17 protein-coding genes and 1 pseudogene are annotated in these 18,042 nt (G+C 46.8%); 15 read left to right on the top strand and 3 right to left on the bottom strand.

The annotated features are described in order from the left end of the window. The first annotated feature begins 68 nt into the window (after window positions 1-68). From IE082_RS02710 to IE082_RS02730, 5 genes are all read left to right on the top strand, one after another. Window positions 69-914 (top strand): hypothetical protein, encoded by an 846-nt coding sequence (locus tag IE082_RS02710; protein ID WP_189491149.1) that lies wholly within the window; start codon window positions 69-71, stop codon window positions 912-914. A gap of 114 nt (window positions 915-1,028) precedes the next feature. Beyond that, on the top strand, window positions 1,029-1,502 hold the full coding sequence (locus tag IE082_RS02715) for a hypothetical protein (protein WP_189491152.1): 474 nt from the start codon (window positions 1,029-1,031) through the stop codon (window positions 1,500-1,502). Window positions 1,503-1,925: 423 nt separating this feature from the next. Then, window positions 1,926-2,228, top strand: coding sequence for an FAD assembly factor SdhE (locus IE082_RS02720; RefSeq protein WP_189491154.1), 303 nt, complete (start codon window positions 1,926-1,928; stop codon window positions 2,226-2,228). Between the two features lie 69 nt (window positions 2,229-2,297). Next, complete coding sequence (gene gltA, locus IE082_RS02725; RefSeq protein WP_189491157.1) at window positions 2,298-3,608, top strand: citrate synthase; 1,311 nt, start codon at window positions 2,298-2,300, stop codon at window positions 3,606-3,608. A 240-nt stretch (window positions 3,609-3,848) separates the two neighbouring features. Continuing rightward, window positions 3,849-5,039 carry an acyl-CoA dehydrogenase gene (locus IE082_RS02730; RefSeq protein WP_189491160.1) on the top strand — a complete coding sequence of 397 codons (1,191 nt, stop codon included), beginning with the start codon at window positions 3,849-3,851 and terminating at the stop codon, window positions 5,037-5,039. Between the two features lie 126 nt (window positions 5,040-5,165). Here the strand turns inward: IE082_RS02730 and IE082_RS02735 are convergent, their stop codons facing one another. Further along, window positions 5,166-5,918, bottom strand: coding sequence for a M48 family metallopeptidase (locus IE082_RS02735; RefSeq protein ID WP_189491163.1), 753 nt, complete (start codon window positions 5,916-5,918; stop codon window positions 5,166-5,168). 286 nt (window positions 5,919-6,204) lie between these two features. On the opposite strand from IE082_RS02735, the gene IE082_RS02740 reads away from it, so the two are divergent. The 10 genes and pseudogenes from IE082_RS02740 (at window position 6,205) to lysM (ending at window position 16,032) form a co-directional block, all read left to right on the top strand. Beyond that, a complete protein-coding gene (locus IE082_RS02740; RefSeq protein ID WP_229809679.1) occupies window positions 6,205-7,818 on the top strand; it encodes a peptide chain release factor 3 in 1,614 nt (537 codons plus the stop codon). A gap of 24 nt (window positions 7,819-7,842) precedes the next feature. Continuing rightward, window positions 7,843-8,722, top strand: a pseudogene (locus IE082_RS11190) (DUF2827 family protein). Then, window positions 8,671-8,826: a DUF2827 family protein gene (locus tag IE082_RS11420; RefSeq protein WP_189491178.1), complete on the top strand. Its 156-nt coding sequence runs from the start codon at window positions 8,671-8,673 to the stop codon at window positions 8,824-8,826. The pseudogene IE082_RS11190 and the gene IE082_RS11420 overlap by 52 nt, the downstream one beginning before the upstream one ends. Window positions 8,827-9,154: 328 nt before the next feature. After that, window positions 9,155-10,900: an acetolactate synthase 3 catalytic subunit gene (locus IE082_RS02770; RefSeq protein WP_189491180.1), complete on the top strand. Its 1,746-nt coding sequence runs from the start codon at window positions 9,155-9,157 to the stop codon at window positions 10,898-10,900. Window position 10,901: 1 nt separating this feature from the next. After that, window positions 10,902-11,393, top strand: coding sequence for an acetolactate synthase small subunit (gene ilvN, locus IE082_RS02775; protein ID WP_189491182.1), 492 nt, complete (start codon window positions 10,902-10,904; stop codon window positions 11,391-11,393). A 313-nt stretch (window positions 11,394-11,706) separates the two neighbouring features. After that, a complete protein-coding gene (gene ilvC / locus IE082_RS02780; protein WP_189491185.1) occupies window positions 11,707-12,723 on the top strand; it encodes a ketol-acid reductoisomerase in 1,017 nt (338 codons plus the stop codon). A gap of 275 nt (window positions 12,724-12,998) precedes the next feature. Then, on the top strand, window positions 12,999-13,724 hold the full coding sequence (locus IE082_RS02785; protein WP_189491187.1) for an SIMPL domain-containing protein: 726 nt from the start codon (window positions 12,999-13,001) through the stop codon (window positions 13,722-13,724). Between the two features lie 173 nt (window positions 13,725-13,897). Further along, window positions 13,898-14,593: a phosphatidylserine decarboxylase gene (locus IE082_RS02790; protein ID WP_189491189.1), complete on the top strand. Its 696-nt coding sequence runs from the start codon at window positions 13,898-13,900 to the stop codon at window positions 14,591-14,593. A gap of 18 nt (window positions 14,594-14,611) precedes the next feature. Beyond that, the gene (pssA, locus tag IE082_RS02795) at window positions 14,612-15,421 is read left to right on the top strand and encodes a CDP-diacylglycerol--serine O-phosphatidyltransferase (RefSeq protein ID WP_189491192.1); all 810 of its coding nucleotides are present in this window, start codon (window positions 14,612-14,614) and stop codon (window positions 15,419-15,421) included. Window positions 15,422-15,564: 143 nt separating this feature from the next. After that, entirely contained in the window at window positions 15,565-16,032 is a 468-nt protein-coding gene (gene lysM / locus IE082_RS02800; protein WP_189491194.1) for a peptidoglycan-binding protein LysM, read from the top strand. A gap of 70 nt (window positions 16,033-16,102) precedes the next feature. On the opposite strand, the gene rocF is transcribed toward lysM, so the two are convergent. Together rocF and IE082_RS02810 are read right to left on the bottom strand one after the other, a co-directional pair. Continuing rightward, window positions 16,103-17,029 carry an arginase gene (gene rocF / locus IE082_RS02805; protein ID WP_189491196.1) on the bottom strand — a complete coding sequence of 309 codons (927 nt, stop codon included), beginning with the start codon at window positions 17,027-17,029 and terminating at the stop codon, window positions 16,103-16,105. Window positions 17,030-17,052: 23 nt separating this feature from the next. Beyond that, a complete protein-coding gene (locus tag IE082_RS02810; RefSeq protein WP_189491198.1) occupies window positions 17,053-17,952 on the bottom strand; it encodes a 23S rRNA (adenine(2030)-N(6))-methyltransferase RlmJ in 900 nt (299 codons plus the stop codon). Between the last annotated feature and the right edge of the window lie 90 nt (window positions 17,953-18,042).

The raw sequence follows: 18,042 nt of genomic DNA on the forward strand, positions 1-18,042 counted from the left end.
AAAACAGAATATCAGTGCGTTTTGCCGTATAACCTACGTTAGGCCTCAAATTGAAAGGTACGAGTAACTTGAGCGAAACTACTTTTTGCATATATGAGGGAAGGAACATCCCAAATACGGAGATAAGTGAAGAACACATAATTCCACTATCTCTAGGGGGCACAAACGATCTTGTAATCCTTGCTTCAAAATCAATTAATTCTGTCGCGGGTGAAATTGAAGGAAAGCTTGGAAACGAACTCAGCATGTTTTTGCGACGTAATGAATTTGATGTTCGTGGGCATAGCGGAAAAAGGCCTGTTCCAACATATAAATCCGGCAGAATAAAAGAGCTAGATCTTTCTGTTCAAGTGCAGCTAGATAAGAGGAATAAGGAAATGAGGCTATATAGCCCTCGCCATAATCGCTTTTTAGAGAACGCCGAATCAGCAGGCTTAACTATTGAGTTCAACACCGAAATAGATCTAACCACAAAAATTCGTTTTACAGCTAAAGTCGCAATTGGTGCAGGGTATTTTATTTACGGTTCGCTGTTTGCCAGGTTCGCTAAAGTTGAGCAGCTTCGGGCGCTTATGAAGCTTGATAAAGAAAACATGTCTGATGATCTAAAAGTCATAGACCCAATGGTTTGTGAACTTACACATCGGCAAGAGCAAATTCGTGAAATGGGTAAGGCATTTGGTCTTTCCTCAGTAATTGTGGTGCCTTCAGAAGGTCACATTGTATTTTCAGTCAGCTGTTTAGGTGAGTTTTGTGGCATGCTGCGAGTGCCAGCAGACACAACAAGGCTACCTAATTCGGGTGCATACAAGTGGGGACATATCTTGGCGAGCGATGGAAAGAAGCTAACACGAGGCTCGTTTGAGAGAGGATTTTTACTAATGAAGGAGCTAGCCGCAAAGCATGAGGCCTAACAAGTCGCTCAAGGTCGTTCCTCGCTTCGCTCGTCATTGGACAGTTACAAACAGCACATGCTTCGCATTTTATGCGCCGTCTGTAACTGCCCCTTAGCTCTACGTCAGGAAAATATGGGAAATCTCAAGAATTTAATTTTAAATGCTTCAAAAGGTATTTCAGCTTTAGAGTTTAACTATTCCGATACTTTTCCTCCCAATATTGCGGAGCAATGCGGCGAGGATGAGGTTATCGATGTCTTACTTGCACTCAATGATTTAAGTAAAGCTAGAGAAGAACATGATGCTGGAGAAGACTCCTGGGACGGAGACACGAGCGATGATTTGTGGCGTGCACAGGTACGCTATGGCAAATTATTGGTACAGCTAATACCGCGCTTCCCGCTTCAAGTTGCTGAGGTGCTCAAGAGCAATCATGGGCATACACGTTTCTGGGCTGCATACGCATTTAATGAAGTGCCTATTAAAAAAGCTATTGCCCCCCTAAAAGTAGCCCTGACGCGTGAAACTGAAAAACTCAATAGAACCATGATCGAAAAAGCACTAACCAAATGCCTGAGAAAGAAGTGGATTCCGTTTGTTTCCTAACAAGTCGTTGCCACTGAACTCGGCGTTAGTGTGTAGCGCGGTAGGTACGATTAGCGCAAGCGTAATCATACGCATGAAGTTCAGAAAAGTTCACATTCATGCGATTACGCTGTGCTAATCGCACCTACGTGCTGCACATCTGGTTTCGAGAGGTTTTTTCCTATCGGTGGCGATGCTCAATCTCACTCCTTTCGGTTGCAGCTAAAGTAATGGCCAAAGAGTAGGGCGCTTGTGTCAACGGTGTAATTGACTCGATTTACTTAGATGTCTCTTAAACGGTGATGCAAACATCAGAAAATCACTTGTGCACTGCAAACAATCTCGTTAATATGCACCACATTGCGGCGGTTTTTTTGAAAAATTGATTCAAAATTACTTTTATGTCATATATAAGACTGTTCAAGTCTTGAGAAAAGAAATACAATGTCTGTCAATACCGAAATTATTTCTGATGAAAAACGTCGTGTCCGACTGCGCTGGCGTGCCAAGCGTGGCTTGCTTGAGAATGACATCATCATGACCCGCTTTTTTGAGCAGCATGAAGCGCGGTTGACAGATGATGAAGTCTACGGGTTGGATTTATTGTTGGACTTGCCCGATGATGAGCTGTTTGCGTTGCTGATGAATCGAAAAGCTTTGGCTGAAGTAGACCCGAGTGAACACACCATGACATCGGATGATATGCGGTTGGCTGAACATGTGTTGGATTTTCTGAAAAGCGTTTGATTTACCTTAGGAATGTCGCTTAACCTTTTGATTTTAATTATTTTATTTAGATAATAGGAGCATCATCTCATGACCACACCACAACAAACTGCGACTGCGACGCTGACATTTTCGGATGGTACGCCATCGGTTGATTTGCCGATTTATGAGGGTTCGATTGGCCCTGATGTGATTGATATTCGCAAGCTTTATGCGCAAACAGGTAAGTTCACGTTTGACCCTGGTTTTATGTCAACCGCAGCGTGTAACTCGACCATCACATACATTGATGGTGACAAAGGTGAGTTGCTTTATCGTGGTTATCCGATTGAGCAGTTGGCTGAGAAGTGTGACTTTTTGGAAGTCGCTTATTTGCTGATGAATGGCGAGTTACCCACGGCTGATGAAAAAGAAGCGTTTGTGAACGAGAAAGTGTTGCGACACACCATGGTTCACGAGCAAATGAAGCAGTTTTTTAATAGCTTCCGCCGTGATGCGCATCCGATGGCCGTTTTGACTGCGGCTGTTGGTGCGATGAGCGCGTTTTACCATGACTCGACTGACATCACCAATGCGCAATCACGCGAAATCTCGGCGATTCGTTTGATTGCGAAGCTCCCGACTTTGGTGGCGATGGCGTATAAATATTCTATCGGTCAGCCGTTTATGTATCCCAAAAATGATTTGTCCTACACGGGCAACTTTTTGCGCATGATGTTTGCTGTACCAGCTGAAGAATACAAAGTCAATCCTGTATTAGAGCGTGCACTTGACCGCATCTTTATCTTGCACGCTGACCATGAGCAAAATGCCTCTACCTCTACGGTGCGTTTGGCTGGTTCATCAGGCACGAATCCGTTTGCGGCGATTGCTGCGGGCGTGGCTTGTTTGTGGGGTCCTGCGCATGGTGGTGCGAATGAAGCGGCACTCAAAATGCTCGAAGAAATCGGTCATGTGGACAATGTCCCAGGCTTTATCGAAAAAGTCAAAGATAAAAACTCTGAAGTTCGTTTGATGGGCTTTGGTCATCGTGTTTATAAAAACTATGATCCACGTGCCAAACTCATGCGTGAAACTTGCTACGAAGTGCTTAATGAGTTGGGCTTGCAAGAAGATCCATTGTTCAAGCTGGCCATGGAGTTAGAACGCATTGCTTTGTCGGATGAGTATTTCATTAGCCGCAAACTTTATCCAAATGTTGATTTCTACTCCGGTATTGTTCAACGTGCTTTGGGTATTCCAACGGATTTGTTCACAGGTATTTTTGCTTTGGCTCGCACGGTCGGCTGGATTGCTCAGTGGAACGAAATGATTGCCGATCCTGACCAAAAAATCGGTCGTCCACGCCAGTTGTTTGTCGGTTCGGTCAAACGCGATGTGCCTGATGTGAGCAAACGATAATACAACGCTTACGTTTAAAACCCCCTCTCGATGAGGGGGTTTTCTCTATGCAAAAACAAAAAAGTCATCAATGCTGAGGACGGGTGTTTGAAAAACTAAGTATCTGCTTGTGCGTTTGTCATTGTATTGGTGGTAAACGGCAAGTGGTTCTTGTTTGCTATGAACATTTGTTACAAAATCAAACCATTCACATTGCGATGTTGCGTCGCTTGCGCATAACCCCTTGATTCGGAGAAGCTCATGGCAGTCAGTTCAAAAAAAGCACGTTTTGTTTGGGATGATGTTTTATTGCTGCGAGAGCAGCTCACCGATGAGGAACGCATGGTTTGGGATGCTGCGACAGCCTATGCGCAGGATAAACTTAAGCCGCGTGTGACTCAAGCCTTTCGCCATGAGTCCACGGATCCTGCGATTTTTAGAGAAATGGGTGAGCTTGGGTTATTGGGGGCGACGATTGCCACTGAGTATGGTGGTTCTGGGTTAAACGACGTGTGTTATGGCTTGATTGCTTATGCGGTTGAGCAGGTCGATTCGGGCTATCGCTCAATGATGAGTGTGCAAAGCTCGTTGGTGATGGTGCCGATTGCCACATTTGGTACTGCGGCGCAAAAACAAAAATACCTACCTAAACTGGCCGCAGGTGAAGCGATTGGATGCTTTGGTTTGACTGAACCAAACCATGGCTCAGATCCCGCTGGTATGCAAACCCGTGCGCGCAAAGTGGCGGGTGGTTACTCGATTTCGGGCTATAAAATGTGGATTACCAACTCACCGATTGCCGATGTATTTGTGGTGTGGGCGAAGGATGATGAGGGTGAGATTCGTGGTTTTGTATTAGAAAAAGGTTGGAAAGGTTTATCTGCCCCAGCGATTCACGGCAAAGTTGGTTTGCGTGCTTCAATCACGGGCGAGATTGTCATGGATGAGGTGTTTGTCCCCGAGGAGAATATTTTTCCTGAGGTTCGTGGTCTGAAAGGGCCGTTTACTTGCTTAAATTCAGCGCGTTATGGCATCAGTTGGGGCGCTTTGGGTGCGGCGACGGATTGCTGGCATACGGCGCGTCAATATGTCCTTGACCGAGAACAGTTTGGTCGCCCTCTGGCAGCCAATCAATTGATTCAAAAAAAATTAGCTGATATGCAAACCGAGATAACCTTGGCTCTGCAAGGTTGTTTGCGTTTGGGGCGGCTCAAGGAAGAGGGCAAGGCAGCCGTTGAAATCACCTCCATGATGAAACGAAACTCCTGTGGCAAGGCACTGGATGTGGCGCGGATGGCGCGTGATATGCTGGGTGGGAATGGTATTTCAGATGAGTTTGGCGTGGCGCGTCACTTGGTGAATCTGGAGGTGGTGAATACTTATGAGGGCACTCATGATATTCATGCGTTGATATTGGGACGGGCGCAGACGGGAATTCAGGCGTTTTTCTGAAGATTGCCGAAAAAACGCGGGCAGTGAAAGTCTGCTTTTGGTATAAAAAAGTGTTTATAGTGAGCAAGTAAGAACTGAGTCAGAGTCAGGCATGCACCCGACACTGACTCAGTTCAAGTGGCTCATTTATTTGTTTTTGGCAATCAAATCGCTGATGTGCTTGGCACGCTTGGTTGAGGCTGGGTGAGAAGACAGCAGGCTACTGCTGCCACTGTCCAGCTTGGCCAGCTTCTCTAAAGCAGTCACGCTGGCCATAGGGTTGCGTTTGAGTGCTCTGAGTAAGTTCAAACCATATTCATCTGATTGCGTCTCATCACTTCGTGAAAAAGAGGCGTTCAGGACGGCTTCTCCTAATTCCCCCAGTTGTGATTGTGATAGCGTCGCTGCCGTACCGCCAGCAGCAGAAACCGCATCGCGAGCAGCACCCGTCAATAATGCTTTGCGCATTTGGCCAGCTGTGTGGCCATTTTTGACGTGGCCGATTTCATGCCCCATCACACTGAGTAGCTCATCATCGGTCATCAAATCCATCAAACCGCTGTAAACACGCACTGTGCCGTCTGCCATGGCAAACGCGTTTACTTCTGGGCTCAGATACACTTTGTAATTGAGTTTCAGACCATCGTAGTTGGTTAAGCCTTTTGTGATGCTGGCCAGACGCTTGGCGTATTTGTTGCCTGCAGGGGCGACTTTGTTTTCGCCATCTGATTGTGCACTCCACTGGCGAGCGTACGAAGCCACTTGTGCGTCACTTAATGTGACTGCGTTAATTGCGCCGCCGAGTGCGCTAATGGCACTGTTTAAATCGAATGCTTGTGCTGAACCGATGCTGGCCAAAGATAGCGATAGCGCGATAACTGATTGCTTTAAAAATTTCATAATGACTCCTTGGGTATTTTTATCTAAATATTAAAGCACGTCGATTTGAATCTCTGTTTTTTGAGCTCGAATCTTTGTGCCATTATGAGTGTGGTTATTAAGACGTGGTACGGATACCTAATAGATGTCGAGTGAGGAAGATTTCATTTCTCACTCGGCTGGGATTTTAACACCAATTTCTGTGCTTGCTTGTTTGCCGCACGCTTTTTAGTCAAGCTGATTTTGTTGGCTATCGGTGCATTGTTCTACTCTATAATGGCAGGTTTTCATCTTATTGATTGTCGTTATGTCCATGACTCAGCTCGAACTCGCGCACGAAGTGGCGCATCGCCGCACGTTTGCGATTATTTCTCACCCCGATGCGGGTAAAACCACGTTGACCGAAAAACTATTGTTGTTCTCTGGCGCGATTCAACAAGCGGGAACGGTTAAGGGCAAAAAAACAGGCAAATTTGCCACATCCGACTGGATGGACATCGAGAAGCAGCGTGGGATTTCGGTGGCGTCTTCTGTCATGCAATTTGACTATCGCGATCACACCGTTAATTTACTTGATACGCCCGGTCACCAAGACTTCTCAGAAGATACTTATCGCGTGTTGACCGCCGTAGACTCAGGTTTGATGGTGATTGATGCGGCCAAAGGTGTGGAAGCGCAGACGATTAAATTATTGGATGTCTGTCGCTTACGCCACACGCCGATTGTGACGTTTATGAACAAGTACGACCGCGAAGTGCGCGAGTCGCTTGATTTGCTCGATGAAGTGGAACGTGTGCTCAATATCCAATGTGCGCCGATTACTTGGCCGATTGGCATGGGCAAACATTTTCGTGGGGTTTATCATCTGCTGCGCGACGAAGTATTATTGTTTGAAGCGGGTGGTGAGAAACTGACTTTGGATGTTGAGGTGATTAAAGGCATAGACAATCCACGTTTGAATGAGTTATTTCCTTCTGAGATGGCGCAGTTGCGTTCAGAAATTGAGTTGGTGCAAGGGGCGTTGCAACCATTTGATTTAGAAGGGTTTTTAGCGGGGACGTTAACGCCTGTGTTCTTTGGTTCGGCGATTAATAACTTTGGTGTGCGCGAGATTCTCGATGCGTTGATTGATTGGGCGCCAGCGCCGCAACCGCGCGATGCGACGGTTCGGGTGGTTGAGCCTGCGGAAGAAAAATTCTCTGGGTTTGTGTTCAAGATTCAAGCGAATATGGATCCGAAGCACCGTGACCGCATTGCCTTTTTGCGTGTGTGTTCAGGGCAGTTTGAACGTGGGATGAAAATGCGCCACATTCGCTTAAACCGTGATGTGGCGGCGAACTCGGTGGTGACGTTCATGTCGCATGATCGCGAAATCATCGAAGAAGCGTTCGCAGGCGACATTATCGGGATTCCGAATCACGGCAATATTCAGATTGGCGACACGTTTTCTGAAGGGGAAAAACTCGCATTCACGGGCATTCCATTTTTTGCCCCTGAGTTGTTTCGTGTGGCGCGGATTAAAAATCCATTAAAAATCAAGCAATTACAAAAAGGCTTGCAGCAACTCGGCGAAGAGGGCGCTGTGCAAGTGTTTAAACCACTCAATGGTTCAGACGCAATTCTCGGTGCGGTTGGTGTGCTGCAGTTTGAGGTGGTGGCACATCGCTTGATGAGCGAATATGGGGTGGATGCGGTTTTTGAAACCGCGAGTATTTACACCGCGCGATGGATTAGCTCAGACAATCGTCCCAAGTTGGCTGAGTTTGAAAAAACTGAGATGAATAATCTCGCCACCGATGCGGCGGGTAACCTGACTTATTTGGCGGGACACCGTGTCTCGTTGGAGTTATCTGAGAAGCGTTTCCCTGAAGTGACTTTTCATAAGATTCGAGAGCACTCAGCTAATGTGACGTATGTGTGAGCTTTCTGAATCACAAGGACTGATATGAAAAATGCAGGTATTCGAGTCGGTTTGACCATTAGTATTGAACAGGGTAGTGAGTCGCAGGCTTGGTCAAATGGTGCGTTTCAGAACATCGTGTTTTTGTATCAATTGCTGCGCCAGTCATCCGTTTAGGTGGTGTTGGTGAATCACGCAAACCAACCTGCGCCTTACTACGTTGTTTCTCCAGCGTTAAATATTCCACTCATTCCATTTAGTGAAGCCGTACATGCGTTGGACGTTGTGGTGATGGTAGGCATTGAACTGCCGCATGAGGTGTGCACGGCTTTTCGTGCCAAGGGTGGCAAGGCGGTCATCGCTAACTGTTTGAAATCACCACACAAGCACCTGTTTCGGTTATGCCGTATCTGTGGGGTTCGATGTTTATTGATGACGTGGTCAGAAGTCGTCAACTAAACTATGGCTATCAATCGAGCAAACCGCAAAAGAAAATCGCGATTTTTGAACCGAATCTCAATGTGGTCAAAAACAGCATCATTCCGATGTTGATTGCCGAGGAAGCGTGGCGAGACAGTCCAGAGCTGATTGCAGGCATTCATGTGACCAACACAGAATGATTTCACCAGCAGCCCGCCTTTATCAATTTCGCACAAAGTCTGACCATGACGCAGCAGGGGGGGCTTCTTATGATGCACGTTATGACACAGCCAGTTTCATGAGTCATCATGCCGATGTGGTGGTTTCACATCAGTTTGAAAATGAATTTAATTACCTGTATTTGGACGTTTTGTACGGTGGTTACCCATTGATTCATAATGCTTCAGCTTGGCGTGACTGTGTGGTTACTATTATGAGGGCTTTGACGCGAAGGTGGGAGCTGCGGCGCTGCAGCAGGCTTTACTTCATCATGATGGGCAATTAGACGATTATCGACAACGAAATCAGCATTTGTTTGAGCGACTGTCTATCCATCATGCGGACAATATCACGGGTTCTGAGCGTGATCTCGATGCGTTATTTGACTAAAAAATCAAAAACTTTGTTTATTCATCACATAAGTCCCTAAAGTAGCACCGAAAAGTCACTAATCCCTTGACGCATAAGGGCAAAACCTATATCTTAGCGAGTTAATGTGACCGCTATTGATTTATCCGATTGGTGGTGGCGCATTTCTTGTTTGCGGCCTGCGACACAATCGCAAGCGTTCGCATCCAATCAATCTCAAAGAACCTTCGTAATGAAGAGTGGTGTGACGGCTGTGGTTTTGGGTGGTTGGGAGTTTTCCTGACGACAAACGACGAAGCGACGCGGCTCAGGGCGGAGACTTTTATTTGACCTTGAAAGGACAATTCTTATGTCAAATGAACTGACTGGTTCAGAAATACTCGTAAAGAGCTTACAAGCCGAAGGTGTCAAACACATTTTTGGTTACCCAGGAGGCTCTGTACTCTATATCTACGACGCGATATACCAACAAAACACCATCGAACACGTACTGGTACGTCACGAGCAGGCGGCTGTCCATGCGGCGGATGCGTACTCACGAACGAGCAATGAAGTCGGCGTGGCCTTGGTCACAAGCGGTCCCGGCCTGACCAATGCGGTCACAGGCATCGCGACAGCGTACTACGACTCGATTCCGATGGTGATTATCTCTGGTCAAGTACCGACCAGCATGATTGGTCAAGACGCGTTTCAAGAATCCGACGCAGTCGGCATCACACGTCCGTGCGTGAAGCACAACTTCCTCGTGAAAGACGTGCGTCAACTCGCCTCAATCATCAAAAAAGCATTTCACATTGCCCGCACCGGCCGTCCCGGCCCCGTGCTGATTGACATCCCAAAAGATGTCTCAAATCTGAAATGCAAATTTGAATACCCCGAAACCGTTGAAATGCGCTCGTACAACCCAGTGACCAAAGGTCACTCTGGGCAGATTCGTAAAGCATTGCAGTACTTAATCAACGCTGAACGCCCGATGATTTACACGGGCGGCGGTGTGATTTTGAGCAATGCTGCGCCTGAACTCAATGAATTCGTTAATGCGCTCGGTTATCCATGCATCAACACCCTTATGGGTTTGGGTGGTTGCCGTGCGGATAACCCATATTACCTTGGTATGCCTGGTATGCACGGCAAATACGAAGCGAACATGGCGATGCAAAACTCAGACGTGATTATCGCCGTCGGCGCGCGTTTTGATGACCGCGTGATTGGTAACCCGAAGCATTTCGCATCGGTCAGCCGAAAAATCATTCACATTGACATTGACCCCTCATCGATTTCTAAACGTGTGAGGGCAGATGTGCCGATTGTCGGTGATGTTAAAGAAGTGCTCAAAGACATGCTCGCGCAAATGGCTGAAATCAAAGAGCGTCCTGACGCGGTGAAAATTGCCAAATGGTGGAAACAAATCGACGAATGGAAAGCGGTGGACAGCCTTTCTTACGATCGTGAGAGCGAGCTGGTGAAGCCTCAGTACGTGATCGAAACGTTGCATCGTTTGACCAAAGGCGACGCGTTTATCACCTCTGACGTTGGTCAGCATCAAATGTTTGCTGCTCAATTTTACCCGTTCAATGACCCACGCAAATGGGTGAATTCAGGTGGTTTGGGTACCATGGGCGTTGGCATTCCTTATGCGATGGGTGTGAAAAAACTCTACCCCGACGCAGAAGTCTGCTGCATCACGGGTGAAGGCTCGGTGCAGATGTGTATTCAGGAACTCTCGACCTGTAAGCAATATGACTTGCCGATTAAGATTCTGAGCCTGAACAACCGCTACCTCGGTATGGTTCGTCAATGGCAAGAGCTAGATTACGAGAAACGCTACTCGCATTCATACATGGATGCGTTGCCTGATTTTGTCAAGCTCGCGGAGGCCTTTGGCCACGTTGGTATGCGCATCGAAAAACGCGCGGATGTCGAAGGTGCATTGATTGAGGCATTGGCCTTAAAGGATCGCCTCGTATTCATGGACTTCCAAACCGACCAAACAGAAAATGTCTACCCGATGGTGCAAGCAGGTAAAGGTCTTTCTGAAATGCTGCTTCGCCCCTCAAACCCAACGCTTGAACAAGCCATGAGAGTAGGAGAGTAATATGCGACGCATTATTTCAGTATTGCTCGAAAATGAACCAGGCGCTTTGTCGCGCGTGGTTGGTTTGTTTTCAGCGCGTGGTTATAATATCGAAACCCTTTCGGTCGCACCGACTGAGGATGTGTCTTTGTCGCGTATGACGATTATCACCTCAGGCTCGGACGACGTGCTTGAGCAAATCACCAAACAGTTGAATCGTTTGATTGAGGTGGTGAAGGTCAATGATTTAACCGATGGTCCACACATCGAACGCGAATTGATGATGGTCAAAGTTCGTGCAGTCGGTAAAGACCGAGAAGAAATCAAACGCACCACTGATATCTTCCGTGGCAAGATTGTGGATGTGACGGACAAGTCCTACACCATTGAGCTCACGGGAGATGGCGGAAAAATCAATGCATTTTTACAGTCGATTGACCGCGCGTTGATTTTAGAAACTGTGCGCACGGGCGTCTCTGGTATTGGGCGCGGTGAGCGCATGATGCGCTTGTAAGGGTCGATTTTTGAACGATTTAAGCAGTAAATTTTTGTGAAACAGGCGTTTTATTTCGCCAAATACATGTTCTGTAAACACTGATAAAAAAGAAAAAGTTTAGTGGTCGTGAATCTGTAGCTTGTCGTTGTAAACCCTGAAACAACGGTTGAAAAACCAGTAAAGCATTAAAGCCAAAAGAGTTGTCGCGTTGATAAAAAACTTGCTAACACCTATTAAATCAAAAGGTTAGTATTGTTTTTAAGTTCCTCATGCGTCATGGTTCTTTCGGTGAGCTAATTTTTAAAACCCCTCACGGGAAAAGGAAAAAAAGATGAAAGTTTTTTACGATAAAGATTGTAATTTGTCATTGATCAAAGGCAAAACAGTAGCGATTATTGGCTATGGCTCACAAGGCCACGCGCACGCTCTGAATTTAAAAGACAGTGGTGTTAAAGTCGTTGTGGGTTTGCGCGCTGATTCTGCATCTTGGAAAAAAGCAGAAAACGAAGGCTTAAGCGTTGCTGAAGTCAAAGATGCCGTTGCCTCAGCCGACATCGTCATGATTTTGACCCCAGACGAATTCCAATCTGCGTTGTACCGCAACGAAATCGAACCGAACTTGAAAAAAGGCGGCACACTCGCGTTCGCCCACGGTTTCGCGATTCACTACAACCAAGTCGTGCCTCGTGCAGACTTGGATGTGATTATGGTTGCGCCCAAAGCCCCTGGTCACACGGTGCGTTCAGAGTTCGTTCGTGGCGGTGGAGTACCTGACCTCATCGCTGTATACCAAGACGCATCGGGTACAGCTCGCGACGTTGCATTAGCTTACGCATCAGGCGTGGGTGGTGGCCGCACAGGCATCATCGAAACGACATTCAAAGACGAAACAGAAACCGACTTGTTCGGTGAGCAAGCCGTATTGTGCGGTGGTGCAGTTGAGTTGGTTAAAATGGGCTTTGAGACCTTGGTTGAAGCAGGTTATCAGCCTGAAATGGCGTACTTCGAATGCTTGCACGAATTGAAATTGATTGTTGACTTGATGTTCGAGGGTGGTATCGCCGACATGAACTACTCAATTTCTAACAACGCTGAGTATGGCGAATACGTCACAGGCCCAGAAGTGATTAACGAAGAGTCACGTGCAGCGATGCGCAATGCACTCAAACGCATTCAGTCTGGGGAATACGCGAAAATGTTCATCTCTGAAGGCGCAAGCAACTATCCTTCAATGACTGCACGTCGTCGCAATAACGCCGCTCATCCGATTGAAGTTGTCGGTGGTCAGCTCCGCGCCATGATGCCATGGATTGCGAAAAATAAAATCATCGATAAAGCCAAAAACTAATTGGGTTTTGAGAATGACGCAGAAAACGACCTGAGCGATTGGGTCGTTTTTTGTTGCAAAAAGAAGTTGGCTTGACGTTTGGCATGTTCAAAAAACTCTGATTGGTAGGGGGGGGTAACCCAGCGCACTGCACGCTCATGTCCTGTGTCATAGATGTCTTGTCAACCGATCGGTGTTTGATGGCTTAATGAAAAGCGCCACTCAGTAGAAAGCGCTTGTTTTTTTGGGTGAGACATTCGATTCAATTCAACCATTGCTTTGAACGGAGAATTTATATGAAATACAAACTTAGCGCATTGTTGTGTGCTTTACTGCCTGCATCATTTGCTCATGCCAATACCAAAGTTGACGCTTCAGTCAATGCCACTGTTGTTGAATTATGTGCTGCGGCTCAGATAACGCTCAAGGAAGATACTGCAACTTTACAGTTCTCATATGAAGCAAAAAATGCTGACAAACGATTGACTGCTGATAAAGTGAACAGCACTGTCGCTGAAGCGATTAAAGCTATTAAAACTGATTACCCCAGTGCCAAAGTCATCACGGGTGGTTACAGCACTTATGAAGATTATGATCAAAAAGGCAAAGTGATTGGTTGGCGCGCAATGCAGTCATTTAGTATCGAGACCAAGCGACTTACAGATGTTCCTGCGTTGACCGCAGCGTTACAAACATTGGATATGTCGTTCAATGGTGTTAATTATGGTTTGACCAGCGAAGAAACTAAGCGTGCACAAAGTCAGCTGTACAAAACGGCTTTTGATGATGCACAACAACGCCTAAAATGGATGGCGCAGGGTATGGGCAAAAACGGTACCTGGCAAATCGTAAAAATCGATGCGACGAATGGCAATAGCTGTGGTGGCAACATGGCTGTACCGATGTTGGCTCAGGTGAGAACTAAAGGTGGTTTTGAAGCTACCGACGTCGTTCAACCGAATTTAGACTCGGGCACGCAAAATGTGCAGCTCAATCTCTGGATTCAAGCGCGAATCAAATAATGACTTTCAAATGGGCATGGTTTTTGAAGAGCGCCCTTGAAATTAGCTGTTTTATGATGAAAACTAAATAATTACTCGGCTCTGGCGCAGTTAAACTTTAGAATCTGCTCATAATCAAGTAAAATGGCGCCTCACCTCATGTGAGGCGTTTTTTTAGAAAGCACAGACAAATTATGGCAGGTAATGCACAATATCCTCATCCCATCCTTGCTAAAGAAGGTTGGCCATTCATTGGTATCGCAGTATTTCTCGCATTTTTGATTCACTATTTGGGCAGTTTTGCTTGGGCGCTGCCGTTTTACATCATTGCTGTTTTCATCATCCAATTTTTTCGTGACCCTGCGCGAGATATTCCGACTCAAGTTGGTGCGGTACTTTCACCTGCCGATGGCCGTGTGATTGTGGTGGAGAAGACACACGATGTGTATGCCGATCGTGAAGCGCTGAAAATTTCTGTGTTCATGAATGTCTTTAACGTGCATTCGAATCGCATGCCTGTTGATGGTGAAGTCGTGAAAGCGCATTATTTTCCTGGTCAGTTTATTAACGCCGATTTGGAAAAAGCCTCCCTTCAGAATGAGCGCAATGCATTGGTGATTAGAACGACCGATGGTCAAATCGTGACATCAGTTCAAGTAGCAGGTTTGATTGCCCGTCGGATTTTGTGCTATGTTGGTGTAGGGCATTTGGCCAAACGAGGTGAGCGTTACGGCTTTATTCGCTTCGGCTCACGTGTGGATATTTACTTACCGACAGATGCGGTACCGTGCGTGACGATTGGTGATAGGGTGTCGGCATCATCCACTATTTTGGCCAAATTGACCACTGCTGCGTCGGTTGATGCTGGGACAGTCGGTAACCAAGTTTAATTTTTTAGGGAGCATCGGATGAGTCATCAAGACGATTTGCATTACCCGAATACATCAAAAAGTGAACCAGCTGATGAGGCTCAGGTTCATCATCGTCACAAAAGTATTTATTTACTGCCCAATGCGTTTACCACGGCGGCGTTGTTTTGCGCTTTCTTCGCCATTGTGAAGGCGATGAGTGGTGATTTTGCTTTTGCGGCCATCTTGATTTTTTTCTCGATGGTGCTCGATGGCATGGATGGCCGTGTGGCGCGTATGACTAATACGCAAAGCGCCTTTGGTGAGCAGTATGACAGTTTGGCTGATATGGTGTCTTTTGGCGTTGCACCAGCCTTGATTATGTTTCAGTGGCAATTGAAAGACTTCGGTACAGGACGGCTCGGGCTCATTGTCGCTTTTGTTTACTGTGTTTGCGCCGCACTGCGCTTGGCTCGATTTAATACGAACATTGCAGTGGTGGACAAACGATTTTTCCAAGGTCTGCCCAGCCCATCGGCAGCAGCATTGGTGGCGGGGTTTGTGTGGCTGGTCTCTGAGAATCGTTTGGATGTTCAGGACTCGGTGTTGCCATGGGTGGCTTTGGCTGTGACGTTGTTTGCAGGGTTATCGATGATTACGACGTTACCGTACTACAGTGGCAAAGCGATGGATGTGCGTCATTCGGTGTCTTTCCCTAAACTTCTGGTGGCCTTAGCCGTTGGTTTGGCGATAGTCTCTAATCCGCCACTGACGTTATTTGCTTTGTTTGTGGCCTATGCTTTATCTGGCTACTTGATTGGATTTTTAAAACGAAAAAAATCTCAAAGTACTGTTGAGAATAATCATTAAAATACGATGAAAAACTGGATAAATAAAAAGCGTGGGTAAACACCGACGCTTTTTATTTTTTGTGTTATGCTCACATTGTTGAGTGAAAATTAGGTATTTTCACGCAGACAAATCAATGAATTCATTTATTTAAGGAGCACACGATGGGTATGTTCAGTTTTTTAAAAGACGCGGGTCAAAAATTATTCGGTAAAAAAGAAGAGGCTACTGATCCAGCAGTAGCCAACCAAGCCGCAGCGCAAGTGATTGTTGACTACATCGCGTCCCAAGGTTTGACTGCTGATGGCTTGTCTGTCTCTTTTGACGGTGCAACGTCAACTGTTACTGTGAATGGTCAGGCTGCAGATGCAGAAACCAAAGAAAAAATTCTGTTGTGTGCGGGTAATGTCGAAGGCGTTGGCACAGTACAAGATAACATGACTTGTGCAGTGCCTGCGGATGAGCCAAATTTTTATATGGTTCAATCAGGTGACAATCTGTCAAAAATCGCTAAGGAAGTTTATGGCGATGCCAATAAATATCCAGTGATTTTTGAAGCCAACAAGCCAATGTTGAGCCACCCAGATAAAATCTATCCAGGTCAAAACTTGCGTATTCCTAAATTGGCTTAATTTCGTCAATTTAAAAAACCAGCTCAATTGAGCTGGTTTTTTGTTTAGTACAAGAGGATGAGGAGGGAAATTATGACTCATTCCGCATCAACGTGGATTTGCCAAACAAGCTGTCCACCAAATCAACGGCTACCATGGCGGTTTTGTTCTTGATATCAAACGCAGGATTGAGCTCCATGATGTCTAAGGAAGCAAGGCGGCCTGTATCGGCAATCATCTCCATGCACAATTGTGCTTCTCTATAAGTAGGGCCTCCAAGCACGGTTGTGCCAACACCTGGTGCGATGTCTGGATCGAGAAAGTCCACGTCAAAACTGACGTGCAAGTGTGTGTTGTCATCCATGTCAGCCAATGCTTGGGTCATAGTATGCTTCATGCCAGTTTCATCAATGTAGCGCATGTCGAATACTTCCAAACCCTCTTGGTGCACAAAGCGTTTTTCTCCTGCATCCACGCTTCGGATGCCGACTTGGCGAATGTCGGCTGGACTCATGGCAGGCACTGTGCCGCCGATGTGAGTCAGCTCATCGGGGCCGTGACCGCACAGCACGGCGACTGGCATGCCGTGAATGTTGCCTGTGGGCGTGAGTTCTGAGGTGTTGAAATCAGCGTGTGCATCAAGCCAAATAACACGCAGTTTTTTACCCGTGTCGCGGCAATGTCGAGCGACGGCACTGATAGAACCAATGCCCAAACAATGATCGCCACCTAGTACGATGGGTAAATGACCCTTTTGTAACTCTTCGTACATGGCTTCGTGCAGTGATTCGTTCCAAGCTTTCACTTCGGGTAAGTGTCTGTAGCCATTGGTGGGTGGTTGCCATGGGTTAGAAGGACCGACGAGATTACCTTTATCAATCACTGTCAGGCCTTGGTCTTCTAACATCCCTTGGATGTTTGCGACACGCAGGGCTTCAGGTCCCATCGAAGCACCGCGCGCACCTGCACCGATGTCGGTGGGTACGCCAATGAGGGCAATGGTCTTTGATTCAGACATGAGATTCTCCAGCAAGATAAGGGTTATGAGGATTGTGCGATGGTGAAACCTGCGTGTTCGCTGTCAGCGAGACGTTTGGCCACCACGGGTAAGCTTTCATTAAGCGCAGCAGCGAGTGTGTAAGGTGGGTTGAAAACGAACATCGCTGATGACTTTAGCCCAAGCTGCAAATGGGTCGGGGCGACTTCGTCAATTGCTAAGGTGGTGTGTAGCCAGTTGACGTTGAACTCATTGGCGATTCGTTCTAACTGAGTTGGCAAGTTTCGTGATTCGGGGCGCGCCAGCACAGGATACCAGATGGCGTAAGTGCCTGAGGGGAATCGTGTCAGAGCGTCTTTGACGGCTTTGGCGACTTTGTTGTAATCGTCTTTCATCTCAAAAGATGGGTCGATGAGCGTCAGCCCGCGGCGTGAAGCTGGTGGCACATTGGCTTTTAGTCCCACGAATCCATCAACGGTCTTAAATAAAATTCGCTTGTTATCAGCGGTTCCGCTTAGATTGATGTGCGGCAGATTGTCATCCAGCAAACGCATGTCGGTTGGGTGTAGCTCGAAAACCTTCAAACGATCGATTTCGCGCAGACTTTGTGACGCGACATAGGGAGAACCTGGATATAGTTTGAGTTTGCCGCCTTTATTGAGCTCTGAAATATGCTTAAGGTAACTGTGCAACAGTGGGGGCAAGGCATCTCGGCTGCCTTTGTTTGTCCAAAGTGGCCAGAGTTTGTTGATGCCTGTTTCAGCTTCTCCACTTTTTTGTGCCATCGGATTAGACAAGTGATACATGCCGACACCAGCATGGGTGTCTATGTAAGTGATGGGTTTGTCCTTTTGGGTCATGTACTGACAGATGTGTAATAGAACCATGTGTTTGAGTACATCGGCATGATTGCCTGCATGAAAGGCGTGGCGGTAACTGAACATAATGACTTTCGTGAATAGTTGTGGCGAATTTTAACATGGCTGGTGCCAGCTGAGCGTGGTTTCGAGTCGGCGCGGATTGGGTATGGCAGG

Source organism: Formosimonas limnophila (genome assembly GCF_014652675.1).
Lineage (GTDB): Bacteria > Pseudomonadota > Gammaproteobacteria > Burkholderiales > Burkholderiaceae > Hydromonas > Hydromonas limnophila.